We start from the raw sequence: 14,370 nt of genomic DNA, 5'->3' as shown, positions 1-14,370 counted from the left end.
GGGCATTCATCCTGGAAATCGCCATGTCATCATATGCTGACATGGCGATGATTTTGCCTACATTCAGAACCAAACTTTGCTGACTGACATTGCCCCCGCCGTTAAGCGATACTCAATTCATTTCAGAGACCTACACCGCCATCATCAACACAGAGTAAGCCAATGAGTTTGTATCGATCGATTGAAAAGCGTTTCTGGAGCTCACTGACCAGGAAAATAGTCGGCAATGTTCTATTTCTCCTGTTTCCCTTCGTGCTCCTGTTGCTGTTGATGTTATGGCACTCCGCCAGTTTCAAGGCGGATCTGCAGGCTCTGCCGCTTGCTGCTGAACAGTCGAATCAGATCCTGCAGAGCTACGAGCGCCTTATTCTGCCGGGTATCGCTGTCATGCTGTTTGCACTGGCATCAGGTATTTTTACAATCTTCTTTATGCGCCATCTCTTTTTGCGTCCGATCAAAGATATCACCGATGTGCTGCGCGCGATCAAGGATAAGGATGGTGATATATCGGCCACGCTACCGGACTATACCCACGATGAAATTTCAGAAATGGCACGAAGCTACAACGACTTTTCCGCCAGTCTGAAAAAAATGATTGCAGAAACACGGCGTCGATCTGTGAAGGTGGCGTTGTGCAGTAATCAACTACAGAAAGTGCTGATTGAAGCAGGCAGTGCGTCGGATCAGCAGGAAGAACTGGCGATGCAGGTGTATGATGCGAGTAGCCAGGCGTCTCAGGCGATTGATGAGATCGCCGGTAACACGCTGAAAATCAGTGAGCAGACCAGCAGTAATATGGGAGAGGTCAGGGCATCCAGCGCTGAACTGAAAAAGGTGCTGCAGCAGGTAAAGTCGATTCGTGAGCTGGCAAGCAATTTCCAGACGACTGTCCAGCAGTTGAGCGAGAACTCAGTCAACATCACCAAAATTCTGTCCATGGTGAAGGATTTTTCCGATCAGACCAATCTGCTGGCACTGAACGCCTCCATTGAAGCGGCCAGAGCGGGAGAAGCTGGCCGTGGCTTTTCAGTCGTGGCGGACGAAGTGCGAAATCTTTCTCGTCAAGTCGGTGATGCCACAGTTCAGATCGACTCCAATATCAACGAGATGCGTTCACTCGTTGAGGTGACCCACAGCAGTGCCGTTGATATTCTGCAGTATGTCGAAAACACCGAGGAATTTATTGGTAAGACCAATGATCAATTCATCCGCATGGTCACTGATTTCGAACAGACAACCTCGCAGTTAACCAGTATTTCTGCTGCCATTGATGAGCTCTCCTATACCAACAAGGAGTCACATACACATGTACAGGTGATTACCAAACTCTCGTCCGAGATGAGGGACGAGATGGATACATCCCGCAAGTTCTCAACTGATCTGGAACTGGCAACCGAACAGACACAGGAGCTGCTGTCACGCTTTACCATCGGTTTCGGTGGGTTTGAGACCATGACCCAGACGGGGCAGAACTGGGCAAGGCAGGTGATGAGTAAACTGGAGGAGATGAAGGCTCAGGGCATTAATCTGTTTGATACCAGCTATACCCGCACGAATCCGAATCAGCTGCCGGAGAAGTATGACACGCGTTACGCTGAGATCTTTGACCAGCAGATGCGCCCAATATTTGATAACTTTATTCAGCAACGGCCCGAGTTTATCTATGCCATCGCGGTGGATAAGAACGGCTATGCGCCGGCTCATCACAGCAAAGTCTCCAAACCAATGACAGGGAATTTCGATGTCGATAATCTGCAGAGCCGCAACCGGCGTATCTTTGCAGCCAACCGAGCAGAGAAGCGCAGAGCGTCACATCAATCACCATTTCTGTTGCAGACTTTCATCCGGGATACCGGAGAAGTGCTGAATGATCTGTCCATCCCGCTTTATGTGAATGGCCAGCACTGGGGATCTCTGATCATGGGCTTTGATCCAAAACACCTTATGGATGATTCGGCCTGAGACGCATTAACCCTGTCAACTCACCTCAACCCGGGTCTGTGATTTAACTGGTAACTGCTTGTATATGAAAATATTCTTCAGGCATTGGGGAAGACGACGTGAATGCTTCCCTGCAGCATGCACTCACCCAAAACCTTCGGAATATTCTGCAAAGTCACGGACTCATCGGTGAATAAGGTGAGCCCATGACCATGGGCGGATATCGATCAGCGATCCATAAACACCGCATCAAGACGTCCCATATGCGGGCGCACTACCTGTTTATCCGCATCAGGTACTTTGGCGAAACTGCGTGCCATCACCATTGCCTGCTCCATCTGGGCACGAACTTCTGCCGGCATCATCGCCAGCATGCTCGGATCCATTGTCTCCATCTGCTTGACCATCTCAAACAACTGAGGATTTTCGCTTTCAGCCTTCAGCGCGCCATAAGCCAGAATCACGCGATCACCAATCGCCGCCCAACTTTCACCATTGCTGAAACCATGACGACCGACGATTTTACCCAGCTCTGCATATTCGGCGGGGTCGTGCTGTTTCAATGCGGAGATTCCGCGCGTATGAGGATCGAAGTTTTCGCCTTCCATAGGCGAGACTTCATTCAGCCAGGCCTCATCCTTGCCCTGACTTTCCATTTTCTCACCAAACGCTTCCACTTCCGGCAGACTGTTGATGTAGGATTCCACCGCTTTTGAATCAAAGGAGGAGGCTTGACTCTGGGATATGACAAAACAGGTGCCAGCCAACATCACCAGCGCCTGCAACACGATTTTTCTGATCATTTCACTTACCTTTACTGACCTGTTTGGATACCGAACTGCATGGGATTCAGAAGAGTGTAGCAGGTATCAGATATCGTCGCCCAGAGCGCCCGGCAGCACCAGCAGGTCGCAGTTGACCCGATCCAGCAACTGCTCGGATGTATTACCCAGCAACGCACCGGTAATACCACGCCTGGACTGTGTTCCGATCAGCAATAATACCGCCTTGCTATCTGCCGCAGCACTGGCGATCCAGTGTTCGGCCGGCCCCTCCCCAATCAGGATAGATTCAGCCTCAACAGCTGCATCAGACAGCAGCGCTGCTGTAGCAAACTGATGACGCTGACGCTGCGCTTCATCACTGAGCTGCTCCGGCTCATCGCCAAGCATTGGAGTATCCCAGGCGATCACTGGATGTACAGTGGCGTTGAACAGCTGTCCCAGTTGCTGTGACATCTGCAGTAAGGATCGGTTCAAGGCCTGGCGTTCAGGAGACTTCGTCAGTGGCTCTATTGCCACCAGTATGGATCCACCCTGCCACTGGCTATGTTGTTTCACTAACAGTACCGGGCAGGTGGCATTGCGCAGCAGTTTCCAGTCAAGCGGCGGTAACAAGCCCTTGTGGTCTTTTTCACTGGCCTTGATCAGCAGCGTATCAGGATGCTGCTCCGTGAAGGCGATGACCTGTTTCAGCAATGACTGGCCGTCAGCGAGACAGAGCTCCGCAAGGCGAATATCTGATGATTTCAGTGTCTGGACCTGTTGTGTCCAGAGGCCCGCCTTATCAGCCTCGCTCTGCCACAACAGTGTCAGCAGCAACTGCTGACGTTGCGCCAACTCAGCAGCCCTGGCCAGCGCAACCTCGCTGGCCGCATCCTTATCCAAAATCAGCAGGATTTGTTGCTCAGACATCAGGATTCACCTCGGTTGACTGATTTATGCAGACCAGGATCACGCTGGCCGGGATGAGGCTTCAGAACACACGCCAGTGCCGGCAGCAGCAGCAGTGCGCCCAGCATGTTCCACAGGAACATGAAGGTCAGCAGGATGCCCATATCGGCCTGGAACTTGATCGGCGAGAAGACCCAGAGAATGACCCCGATCGCCAATGTCAGCCCGGTGAAGGCAACCGGTTTGCCGGTGGTTTTCAGGGTTTCCAGATAGGCTTCGCGCAGTGCCAGCCCCTCCGCCAGATAGCTGCTGAGTCGGGAGTAGATATAGATACCATAATCAACCCCGATACCCACACCCAACGCAATCACCGGCAGTGTCGCCACCTTGACGCCAATACCCAGATGCGCCATCAGCGCCTGACACAGCACCGAGGTCAGCGCCAGCGGCGTGATGATGCACGCAACGGTACGAATGGAACGGAAGGTGATCAGGCACAGCAGGCTGACCACACCATAAACCCAGGCCAGCATCTCATACTGAGCACGTGCGATAACCTGATTGGTCGCAGCTTCAAAGCCACTGTTGCCTGCCGCCAGTTTGAAGCGAAGTGCATCGCTGTCGTAGTCTGCTGCAAACTGTTCGATTGAGCTGCTTAGCCGATCCAGTGTCGCAGCCTTGTGATCATCCAGGAAGATGATCACCGGCAGCAGCGAACAGTTGGTATTCATCAACCCACCGGGCACATAGGCCAATGAGGCGTTGATCACGAACTGGTTACGGCTGACCGCGCGCCATTTGGGGTTACCCTCATTCAGGCCCGCCGTAACACGCTTGGAGACATCCGCCAGTGATACACTGGACTGGACACCCTCGATACCCTGCGCAAAGTGTTGAAAACGCTCAACGCCTGCCAGGGTTTCATAGGTGGTGCACTGCTCCGGTGGCGTCACCGCCATCACGACAAACACATCACTTGAGGTGGAGTAGTTATCGGTGATGAAAGCATTATCCAGGTTATAGCGTGAATCAGCACGCAACTCCGGTGCACCACTGTCGAGATCACCTATCTGCAACCCCTGGGCGGCATACAGACCATACAGCAGCGCCAGCACGGCAACACTGATCGATACGCCGGCACCGGCAGGTGTCGCAAACCAGCTCAGACGTTGCCAGATAAGCCCCTCCTGCTGAGACTGTTTGCGTGCGTGCGTGATCGCCTTCTGCCCGACACCGGCATAGGACATCAGCACCGGTAGCAGAATCAGGTTGGTCAGAATGATCACTGCCACACCCATCGACGCCGCCACTGCCAACTCCTGAATCACCTGAATATCAATCACCATCAGGGTAAAAAAGCCGATGCCATCAGACACCAATGCAGTGAGGCCAGGGATATAAAGCACCCGGAACGCGCGCCTGGCAGACAGCCAGGGATCGGGATCCTGCAGGCTTTCGAGGCGGATGGTATTGACGATCTGCACGCCATGGCTGACCGCAATCGCAAACACCAGAAAAGGTACCAGCATCGAATAGGGATCAATACCGTATCCCAGCGCATTCAACAGCCCCAGTTGCCAGATCACGGCAATCAGCGAGCAGGCGATCGGTATCAGGGTGCCAGCGATACTGCGCGAATAGAGATACAGCAGCAAAGTGGTGATCACCAGCGCGATGGCAAAGAACAGGGCCACCTGCCGGGCACCATCGATCAGATCACCGACGATTTTGGCAAAGCCGGTGATATGAATGCTGACATTGTCGTTCTGGTACTGATCACGGACCAGCTCTTCCAGCTGTTGTGACAGCTGATTGTAGTCCAGTCGCTCCCCCGTCTCGGGGTTATGATCAAACAGGGGCACCTCAATGATGGCAGAGCGGAAGTCGTTTGCCACCAGACGCCCGACCTGACCAGAGCGCAGCACGTTCAGACGCAACGACTCCAGAGATGCCTGAGTGCCATCATAATCCGGTGGAATCACCGGACCACCGACAAACCCCTCTTCCGTCACCTCCGTCCAGCGCACATTGGGCGTCCAGATAGACTGCATTGCCGAGCGATCAACACCGGGGATAAAGAAGAGTTCATCCGTTACCCGACGCAGCACATCCTGAAAGTCGGTGCTGAAAATATCTTCACCCGTGGTCGCCACCGACACACGGACACTGTTCCCAAGGCCAGACAGGTCATCGCGATAATCCAGATAGTTTTCCACATAGGGGTGGCTGGATGGAATCATCTTGATAAAGCTGGCATCCGGCCTGATCTGACTGGCCTGCCATACGAGCAGCAAGGTAACCAGCACAAAAAGGGAGATCACCAGCAGGCGATGATGAAACAGCACCCGCTCAATAACCTGCTCACTACGCTTCAGCGGTGCGACTATGGCCTGACTCAGACGTCCCATTTCAGTTTACTCCTTCAAGGGATAGACGCATCGGCCCCTGTTCGCCGACCAGTACCCAGTGATCATCCGCCATCACGACACCACTCAGCGCACGCCGCTGACCACCATCAAGGGGTTGCAGATTCTGACTGCCGGCCCCCGACAGCAAGGTGCCACCCAGCCCCACCAGCAGCAGGCGACCATCTTCACTGTGACCACTGAGCAAGGAGGCACGACTACCCGTCACAACCGCCTGCCAGCTATTACCCATATCCATACTGCGGAAAAGATTGCCACGCAGCCCCAACAACAACAGCTCATCCTGATGTTCGACCAGTGCAAACAGAGAGCCTGTGTAGGGGGACGCCAGCTCATACCAGTTCTCGCCGCCATCATCCGAGCGCAGCAATAACCCGGCTTCACCGGCAATGAACAGCGCACCTTGATGTTCGATCAGATGATTGAGGTGATAGCGATCAGGGTTGGGCAGAGCAGCGGTCAGAAACTGCCAGTTGTGACCACCATCAGCGGTTTTCATCAGCAGGCCATAGGCCCCGAGAATAAAACCGGTCTGAGTGTCCTGAAACCAGACATTGAGCAGCGGGTTGACCGGGCCATCTTCAGCGGCGAACTCGGCATCTTCGAGGGCGAACTCAAGCTCTTCCAGCTCAAAGGGGTCGGCTTCGGGATCCTGTTGCAGACTTTCCAGTTGCTCTTCATAGTGAGCGATGCGCAACTGGTTGATCTGCTCTCCCTGCAACTGCAACTCCCAGTGGTTGCCGGCATCCTGTGTGTGCAGCAAAACGCCATCATGCCCGACCGCCCACCCGCTTTGCTCATCAGCAAAATAGACAGCTGTCAGCAGAGTACTGACAGGCACCTCGGCCTGATACCAGTTGAGGCCAGCATCATCCGACAGCAGAATCACCCCTTGATCACCAACCGCCACCAGACGCTGCCCCGCCGAAGTGATCGACAACAGCAGGGACTGTTCGGCAGCGGGAGTTTGCAGCGCAGGCGATTCAAGACGGTCCGGCACCTGCCCCTGGACCACCGGGCTGAGGAGTAACAAGGCACAGAGCCAGGATCTGTAGTTTTTCAGTATCTGCATAAGTCGTTTCTTATTTTTGTATAGCAGGTTAAGTCTCTCAGACGCGTTCAAACAAAGCGGCTATACCCTGTCCACCGCCGATACACATGCTGACCACGGCATAACGCCCTTTGATACGCTGCAGTTCGTAGAGCGCCTTGACGGTTATGACGGCGCCGGTTGCACCGATCGGATGTCCCAGTGAAATACCACTGCCATTGGGGTTTACGCGCGCCGGATCAATTCGCAGATCCTGCACCACCGCCAACGCCTGCGCAGCGAACGCCTCGTTCACTTCCCACAGATCGATATCCTCAACACTAAGGCCGGTCGCCTCCAGCAGGCGATTCACCGCCGGTACCGGGCCGATTCCCATGTAGCGTGGTTCGACACCGGCAAAGGCATAATCCACCAGACGTGCCAGCGGCTGCACACTGCTCGCGGCCAACTGATCCTCGGTAGTCAGCACAACGGCTGCTGCGGCATCGTTCAAACCTGACGCATTACCCGCCGTGACCGTACCATCCTTCTTGAACACCGGGCGCAGCTTGCTCATATCATCTGCTGTGCAGTTGAGGCGCAGGTGCTCATCCGTATCGAATATCACCTCACCCTTACGGCCGGACATCACAATCGGCAAAATCTGATCGCTGAAATAACCCTTCTCAATCGCCGCCTGAGCACGCTGATGACTGAGCACGGCCAACTCATCCTGCATCTCGCGGCTGATCTGCCATTTTTCGGCAATATTCTCGGCGGTGATCCCCATATGGATATTCTCCATCGGACAGGTCAGTGCGCCGACCATGGAATCCAGCATCTGAGCATCGCCCATACGCTGTCCCCAGCGCGCCGATGGCACCCAGTAGTTAGTCCGGCTCATCGATTCGGCACCACCAGCAACCGCTGACTGACACACACCCAGCTCAAGCTGCTGCGCCGCCGAGATGATCGCCTGCAGCCCGCTGCCACACAGACGGTTGACGGTCAGGGCCGGTGTCGTATCGGGCAATCCGCCTTTCAATGCCGCCACACGTGCCATATACAGATCACGGCGTTCGGTAGGCACGACATTGCCAAACACACAATGCCCGATGACGGCGCTGTCCAGACCGGAGCGACGCACAGCTTCTGCCACGACCTGCCCTCCCAGCTCTGTGGGTGGTTGATCCTTCAGAGAGCCGCCGAAAGTTCCGATTGCCGTACGCACTGCACCTGTTACATAAACCGCTTGCTTAGCCATGTTTGTCTACACCCTGATTTATTGATATTGGATGGCTGAATTACCGTACAGCATCGCCAAACAGGCAATAACAGGCAATAACAGATGCCACCAGTTTAGCTGACATTATTGTTCAGTGGTGCCTGATATACTCAAGAACTCAAGGATAAGTCCTTATTCTAAAAAGTGGTACTAAAGGTTAAACTTGAGTCCACTGCCTGCGGAGCCATCATGATTCTGACCCTGTTACTTGCCTCAGCGCTGCTGATGGCCAGCATACTTCTGAGCCCCCTTTCCAACAGAATCGGCATGCCGGTTCTGCTGCTGTTTCTGGGCGTCGGCATGCTGGCAGGACAGAACGGCTTCGGGCACGTCCTGCCTGCAGATACCGATACCACCTTTCTCGTCGGCCATCTGGCGCTGGCCATCATTCTGCTGGATGGCGGTATGCGCACCCGCGCTGAAACCTTCCGTGTCGGCCTCAAGCCTGCTCTGACGCTCGCAACCCTTGGAGTGGTGATCACCGCCGGCATCACCGGCCTTGCCGCCGTCTGGATCTTCGATCTGCCGCTGCTCTACGGCCTGCTGATCGGCACCATCATCTCCTCCACCGATGCGGCAGCGGTCTTTGCTTTGCTGCAGAATCATGGCTTGAGGCTGAACGAACGTGTCAGTGCCACGCTGGAGATAGAGTCAGGCAGTAACGACCCAATGGCGATCTTCCTCACCGTGGTGCTGCTGGAGCTGATCACCCGTGATCAGCCTCCCGGCATTGGAGAGTCGGCCCTGCTGCTGTTCAAACAACTGGCGATCGGTGCTGTCGGAGGCTGGCTCGGCGGCATTGCCCTGGCAAGACTGCTCAAGACCATACCGCTGATTTCGGCTTTTTATCCCCTGCTGGTGACAGCCACCGGGCTGTCAGTATTTGCCGCCACCTACCTGCTTGATGGCAGCGGTTTCCTGGCGATCTATCTGATGGGGGTAATCCTCGGTAACAGTCGCCTGAAAAAGATGGAGGAGATCCTTCAGGTACACGATGGCCTGGCCTGGCTCGCGCAGCTCTGCCTGTTCCTGATGCTGGGGCTGCTGCTGGCACATGGTGACAAGATCACCTTTATCGGCGAAGGCCTGCTGCTGGCGGCAATACTGATTCTGGTTGCAAGACCGGTGGCGGTCTTCATGACCCTGTGGCCTTTTGGATTTCGATTCCGGGAGCAGATATTTATTGCCTGGGTCGGCCTGCGCGGGGCTGTTCCGATCGTACTGGCGCTGTTTCCGCTGATTGCAGGCATTCCCAATGCCGGCATGTTTCCCATCGTCGCCTTTATTGTTGTCGTGGCGTCGCTGGTTATTCAGGGCGCATCTCTGGCTCAGGCCGCTCGCTGGCTGAAGCTGGAATTGCCTGCAGAATCAAAGCCATTGCAACAGGTGACGCTGGAATGGTCTGACCATGCCGATCATAAACTGATGCTGTTCGAACTGGATGGCGAGCACTGGACACCGCCGCGCTCATTGAACGGCATCAAATTGCCGGAACAGGTAGTGGTCAGTGCAGTGATGCGCAACAATGAGATACAGGCGGTGAATGAGCAGTTCAAACTGCAAGGGGGAGATCGTATCGCCGTGATCGGCCCGACCACTGCCGAGCAAACACTGGCAAAACTCTTCAGCTCAACCGCCAAAATTCCTGCACTGCGCGAGAATGTTTTCTTCGGTCTGTTTGAGCTCAATGGGGAAATTACACTGGGCGATCTGGAAAAAAGTTTCGGTATCCCTATTCCTGAAAGTGACCCTGAGCAGTTACTCTGTGACTATATCGATTCACATCTGCCAGGACACCCGATTGTCGGCGACAGGGTCAAGGTTGGCCCGGTCACACTGGTGGTTAAAGCAGTGGAAGGTGATAAGATTCTACGAGTCGGTCTGAAGCTGTCTGCCGGCTGACACCTCATCACGTCTGATCTGTTCAGCACTCTGAAAGCGAAGGAATGGCATGTTTATCTCCAAGGGTTCACGCGCAATCGACCGTATTCTCACCAGCAGACTTTCGTATCCTGCTTTTGTGGTCAACAGCTTACTGGTAAGTGCACTTTTGATCGGTGCCCTGCTGTCCAGCGGCTGCGCACCTGTTTCACCTCAGGAATCCGAACAGGCATCTCCCTCGCAGGACCTGGCCACTACTCACTCGCCATTTGCAGAGTTCCCGGCGGTATTTGCAGGCACACTACCCTGTGCTTCCTGCCCCGGCATAGACTATCAACTGCTGTTGCACAGTAATCAGAGCTACCTGCTGCGCCGGCATTATCAGGACCGAACACCTGGCACGTTTGACAGCATCGGACAGTGGCGCCTGGACGACAACACTCTGACTCTGTCAGAAAACGATGGCAACCAGATGTTTCAGTTGCTGGATCAAGGCGACCTGGAACTCCTTGATCCATCAGGCCAGATCATCAGCTCAAACCTCAACTACCGCCTGACACGACAGGAAGATACCCTGTCCAGGCAGTTTGCGCTGCCACTGCAGGGACAATTCACCTATATGGCGGATGCAGCCAGCTTTGTTGAGTGCACCACAGGCCTGCGCTTTCCTGTCGCCATGCAAGAAGCCTATCTGAGCGTTGAGAAAGCCTATCTGGGAGCGCGCCTGACACCCGCAGAACCGTTGCTGATACATCTGGTGGCCAGAATTGAGTCTTTGTCCGACATGGAGGAGACACGACTGCAACCCACTTTAGTGGTTCAACAGCTCATCACCCTCTGGCCAGGACAACCCTGCCCGGAGTGAACAGATCTGGGGAATACCTCCCCACATACCATGAATACCACAGACCAAAAGTCTGAAAATCCCGCTAAAGCCGGGATACCAAGGAGTGTCACATGCCCGTTCCCGTCTCTTATCTGGCCGTACTGCTGATCTGGGCCACCACACCACTGGCGATTCTCTGGAGTAGCGAAAGCGTTGATCCAGTTATGGCTGCCTGGTTGCGGATGGGTATAGCTGCCGCATTGGGTTGGTTGATTATGCGCGTGACCCGTATTGAACTGCCCTGGAATAAAGCCGCCCTGCAGACCTATGGCTATGCCGCCATTGGCGTATTCGGTGCCATGTGCTGTGCTTATCTGGCTGTGCGCTTTATTCCCAGCGGCCTGATGTCAGTACTGTTCGGACTGGCGCCGATAATATCCGGCCTGATGAGCCAGTGGATACTCAAGGATAACGCCTTCACCACCCTGCGCTGGTTCGCTTGTGCAGTAGCAATCTGCGGGCTTTTGGTGATTTTTTCAGATGACATCGCCCTGAAGCCGGGCAGTTGGCCGGGTATTTTGCTGCTACTGCTCGGGGCAACACTGTTCAGTTTCAGCGGTGTTATGGTGAAAAAGATGGCAGTGCAGATACATCCACTGGCGCAGACTGTCGGCGCCCTGCTCTTTTCATTGCCCTGCTTCGGTATCACCTGGTATCTGATGGGTGCCCAGATGCCCGTTGATCTGTTTCAAAGCCGCTCTATCTGGGCCATTCTCTACCTGGCCCTGCTCGGATCATTAATTGGCTTTGTCGCCTACTACCATGTATTGCGCCATCTACCGCCGAGCACGGTTGCGCTGATCACGCTGATCACACCTGTATTTGCGCTGCTGCTGGGCTTCTGGCTGAATAATGAACCACTCACCACGACACTGATGGGTGGAAGTCTGATCGTAGTTGGTGGACTTGCTCTGTTCTTTTTCGGGCATCGACTGCCGGGGCTTCGCGACAAGAGCGCTTAAAAAGCACATCGCGCGCCCTTCCTTGCCCACCTGAGAGGTCTATGCTTGATGTTGACTTGCCGGGCCGCGACGGTACAGGGCGGTCTTCGCCAACGGCATGCCGAAGGTCTTCGCCTTCGAATAAATCAACTGGAACAAGCACCCGGTACCAACCGGGTTTTACGGAGGCAGAGGATGGAAACAGTTTCGCAATCAGTATCCAGAGTGATGTCCTGGCTGGTATTCGGTCTGATACTAGCCGGTCTGGGCGGCGCTGTGGCCGTGCAGTGGTGGTCGGATGCGCGCATTCAGGCCGATCCTGCTGACGTGGCACAAGTCGCCGCTGGCCAGGTCGTCTATGCGCAGTACTGCGCAGCCTGTCACGGCGACCAACTGCAAGGGCAGCCCGACTGGAAGAAGCGGTTACCGAACGATCGGATGCCGGCGCCACCGCATGACGAGAGCGGCCATACCTGGCACCACCCGGATCAGGTGCTGTTCGGCATCATCCGAACCGGCCTGGCGCCACCCTATGCGCCGGACGGCTACCAGAGCGATATGCCGGCGTTCGGTGAGCACCTGAGTGACGCAGAGATCATGGCTGTACTGGCCTATATCAAGAGCCACTGGCCAGCCAAAACCCAAGCCTGGCAAGCCAATAAAACCCAACAATACCGGGACCGGTAGGAAGAAACAAAGTAATTTTTTGCTTTCACCGCCATTTCGATCCAGTATTAACGGGTTGGACGTCACTGCGACTACAAAGGAGATGCAAGATGAAGCGACTGACGCTTGTACGGCATGCCAAATCCAGCTGGAAGCATCCTGATCTGAGTGACTTCGAACGCCCTCTGAGCACCCGTGGGAAGCGGGACCTTCCTGGCCTGGCAGAGCGCCTCTGTACGTTTTCACCAACTCCGGATCTACTGCTTTACAGCAGCGCGCTGCGCACAACAGCAACTGCTGAGCGTATTATTCAGACGCTGAACTTCGCTTTCGAAGACTGCCGTGCCGTTCCCGAGATGTATGAGTCCTGTTACGAAACACTGCTCAACCTGATCCAGAGCCAGGCGGACAATTTTCGCCACATCATGCTGGTCGGCCACAACCCGGGATTAATGGATCTCGGCAACTATCTGACGGGTGAGAATATCAGCCACTTCCCAACCTCCGGCGTGCAATTTATTCAGATCAGTGTGCTGGAATGGCGCGAAGTTGCCCAATCCTGTGGTATCCTGTTGCAACTGGATTATCCCAAACTACACCAATAATAAAGCCAATCCTGACAGCTCCTCTACTTTCCTGTAACTGAACCTGGAAGCAGAACCTTGGATCTCTATCTGGAAACCTTTGGCTTTACTGCCAATATTGTCACACCCATTTTCTTCATCGTATTTCTCGGCTATCTGCTGCGCAGACTCAAGGTGATTGATGAGTCTTTCATCGCTGTCGGATCTAAGCTTGTCTTCACCATCACGCTGCCGGCACTGGTGTTCATGTCGATCGCGCAGATGGACTTTCAGGCGGTGTTCAATCCCGGACAGCTCACCTATGTCGTGATCGGCACACTCCTGACCTATGCCATTATCTGGATCCTCGCCGCACGCTGGATCAAGGATCCGAAAGATCTGGGTGTTTTTGTCCAGGGCGCCTTTCGCAGCAATTTCGGCATCATCGGCCTGGCGGTCAGCTTCAACCTGTTTGGTCAATCCGGTCTTGCTCAGGGGTCACTGCTGCTGGCGCTGGTGATTCCTCTGTATAATGTGATGGCGATCATCTGCATCATGCTGCCGCTGAGGAAAGAGCGTTCTCTGAATCTGGCCTCGGCCGGGATCGAGATACTGAAAAACCCACTGATCATTGCTGTGGTGCTGGCGCTGCCGGTGTCCTACTTCGCACTGCCGCTGCCTGAGGTGGTATCCACCACCGGGCGCTATTTCGCCAACCTGACCCTGCCACTGGCTCTACTGACAATCGGTGGCACGCTGAGTATGAAAAGCCTGCGCGACAGCTCGATCATGGCCTCCTGGGCCACGGCCACAAAGCTGCTGTTGTTACCGCTGTTTCTGACGCTGGGTGCCTGGCTGGTCGGATTCCGCGGGCAGGAGCTGACGCTGATGATGGTGCTCTTCGCCTGCCCGACGGCGGCAGCGAGTTTTGTTATGGCCAAAGCGATGGGGGGCAATGCCCAGCTGGCCGCGAATATCGTACTGACCACTACGCTGGGCTCAGTGATCACCATCAGCTCGGCCATCTATCTGGTCAGAGTGCTCGGGGTAATTTAGTCGCAGGCTGTGGGCAGGTTTC

At 54.8% G+C, this 14,370-nt stretch carries 12 protein-coding genes; 7 read left to right on the top strand and 5 right to left on the bottom strand.

Going from position 1 to position 14,370, the window contains the following annotated elements:
- Positions 1-162: 162 nt before the first annotated feature.
- Complete coding sequence (locus tag ACK3CJ_RS02735; RefSeq protein ID WP_409524866.1) at positions 163-1,962, top strand: methyl-accepting chemotaxis protein; 1,800 nt, start codon at positions 163-165, stop codon at positions 1,960-1,962.
- Positions 1,963-2,168: 206 nt separating this feature from the next.
- On the opposite strand, the gene ACK3CJ_RS02730 is transcribed toward ACK3CJ_RS02735, so the two are convergent.
- The 5 genes from ACK3CJ_RS02730 to ACK3CJ_RS02710 form a co-directional block, all read right to left on the bottom strand.
- A complete protein-coding gene (locus ACK3CJ_RS02730; protein WP_409524865.1) occupies positions 2,169-2,744 on the bottom strand; it encodes a hypothetical protein in 576 nt (191 codons plus the stop codon).
- Positions 2,745-2,810: 66 nt separating this feature from the next.
- Complete coding sequence (locus ACK3CJ_RS02725; RefSeq protein ID WP_409524864.1) at positions 2,811-3,635, bottom strand: universal stress protein; 825 nt, start codon at positions 3,633-3,635, stop codon at positions 2,811-2,813.
- Positions 3,635-6,022, bottom strand: coding sequence for an efflux RND transporter permease subunit (locus tag ACK3CJ_RS02720; protein ID WP_409524863.1), 2,388 nt, complete (start codon positions 6,020-6,022; stop codon positions 3,635-3,637). Before ACK3CJ_RS02720 ends, ACK3CJ_RS02725 begins: the two co-directional genes overlap by 1 nt.
- A 1-nt stretch (position 6,023) precedes the next feature.
- Positions 6,024-7,112 (bottom strand): WD40/YVTN/BNR-like repeat-containing protein, encoded by a 1,089-nt coding sequence (locus ACK3CJ_RS02715; protein WP_409524862.1) that lies wholly within the window; start codon positions 7,110-7,112, stop codon positions 6,024-6,026.
- A gap of 37 nt (positions 7,113-7,149) precedes the next feature.
- A complete protein-coding gene (locus ACK3CJ_RS02710) occupies positions 7,150-8,334 on the bottom strand; it encodes an acetyl-CoA C-acyltransferase family protein (RefSeq protein ID WP_409524861.1) in 1,185 nt (394 codons plus the stop codon).
- Between the two features lie 210 nt (positions 8,335-8,544).
- On the opposite strand from ACK3CJ_RS02710, the gene ACK3CJ_RS02705 reads away from it, so the two are divergent.
- The 6 genes from ACK3CJ_RS02705 (at position 8,545) to ACK3CJ_RS02680 (ending at position 14,348) form a co-directional block, all read left to right on the top strand.
- Positions 8,545-10,257, top strand: coding sequence for a potassium/proton antiporter (locus tag ACK3CJ_RS02705; RefSeq protein WP_409524860.1), 1,713 nt, complete (start codon positions 8,545-8,547; stop codon positions 10,255-10,257).
- A gap of 49 nt (positions 10,258-10,306) precedes the next feature.
- Positions 10,307-11,101: a copper resistance protein NlpE N-terminal domain-containing protein gene (locus ACK3CJ_RS02700; RefSeq protein ID WP_409524859.1), complete on the top strand. Its 795-nt coding sequence runs from the start codon at positions 10,307-10,309 to the stop codon at positions 11,099-11,101.
- 92 nt (positions 11,102-11,193) lie between these two features.
- Complete coding sequence (locus ACK3CJ_RS02695; protein WP_409524858.1) at positions 11,194-12,084, top strand: DMT family transporter; 891 nt, start codon at positions 11,194-11,196, stop codon at positions 12,082-12,084.
- A gap of 174 nt (positions 12,085-12,258) precedes the next feature.
- Positions 12,259-12,750: a c-type cytochrome gene (locus ACK3CJ_RS02690; protein ID WP_409524857.1), complete on the top strand. Its 492-nt coding sequence runs from the start codon at positions 12,259-12,261 to the stop codon at positions 12,748-12,750.
- 89 nt (positions 12,751-12,839) lie between these two features.
- Positions 12,840-13,334, top strand: a complete 495-nt coding sequence (locus ACK3CJ_RS02685) for a SixA phosphatase family protein (protein WP_409524856.1) — start codon at positions 12,840-12,842, stop codon at positions 13,332-13,334.
- 57 nt (positions 13,335-13,391) lie between these two features.
- Positions 13,392-14,348, top strand: a complete 957-nt coding sequence (locus tag ACK3CJ_RS02680; protein WP_409524855.1) for an AEC family transporter — start codon at positions 13,392-13,394, stop codon at positions 14,346-14,348.
- The last annotated feature ends 22 nt before the right edge of the window (positions 14,349-14,370 follow it).

The organism is Nitrincola salilacus (assembly GCF_046271865.1).
Lineage (GTDB): Bacteria > Pseudomonadota > Gammaproteobacteria > Pseudomonadales > Balneatricaceae > Nitrincola > Nitrincola salilacus.
The sequence above is the reverse complement of the archived record's forward strand: the minus strand, read 5'-3'. Positions and strand labels throughout refer to the sequence as shown.

Bases quoted from the DNA above. Each gene is read 5' to 3' on its own strand.
- ACK3CJ_RS02710 (WP_409524861.1), bottom strand. From the start codon at position 8,334: ATGGCTAAGCAAGCGGTTTATGTAACAGGTGCAGTGCGTACGGCAATC.
- ACK3CJ_RS02715 (WP_409524862.1), bottom strand. From the start codon at position 7,112: ATGCAGATACTGAAAAACTACAGATCCTGGCTCTGTGCCTTGTTACTC.
- ACK3CJ_RS02725 (WP_409524864.1), bottom strand. From the start codon at position 3,635: ATGTCTGAGCAACAAATCCTGCTGATTTTGGATAAGGATGCGGCCAGC.
- ACK3CJ_RS02685 (WP_409524856.1), top strand. From the start codon at position 12,840: ATGAAGCGACTGACGCTTGTACGGCATGCCAAATCCAGCTGGAAGCAT.
- ACK3CJ_RS02735 (WP_409524866.1), top strand. From the start codon at position 163: ATGAGTTTGTATCGATCGATTGAAAAGCGTTTCTGGAGCTCACTGACC.
- ACK3CJ_RS02700 (WP_409524859.1), top strand. From the start codon at position 10,307: ATGTTTATCTCCAAGGGTTCACGCGCAATCGACCGTATTCTCACCAGC.
- ACK3CJ_RS02720 (WP_409524863.1), bottom strand. From the start codon at position 6,022: ATGGGACGTCTGAGTCAGGCCATAGTCGCACCGCTGAAGCGTAGTGAG.
- ACK3CJ_RS02695 (WP_409524858.1), top strand. From the start codon at position 11,194: ATGCCCGTTCCCGTCTCTTATCTGGCCGTACTGCTGATCTGGGCCACC.
- ACK3CJ_RS02705 (WP_409524860.1), top strand. From the start codon at position 8,545: ATGATTCTGACCCTGTTACTTGCCTCAGCGCTGCTGATGGCCAGCATA.
- ACK3CJ_RS02730 (WP_409524865.1), bottom strand. From the start codon at position 2,744: ATGATCAGAAAAATCGTGTTGCAGGCGCTGGTGATGTTGGCTGGCACC.
- ACK3CJ_RS02690 (WP_409524857.1), top strand. From the start codon at position 12,259: ATGGAAACAGTTTCGCAATCAGTATCCAGAGTGATGTCCTGGCTGGTA.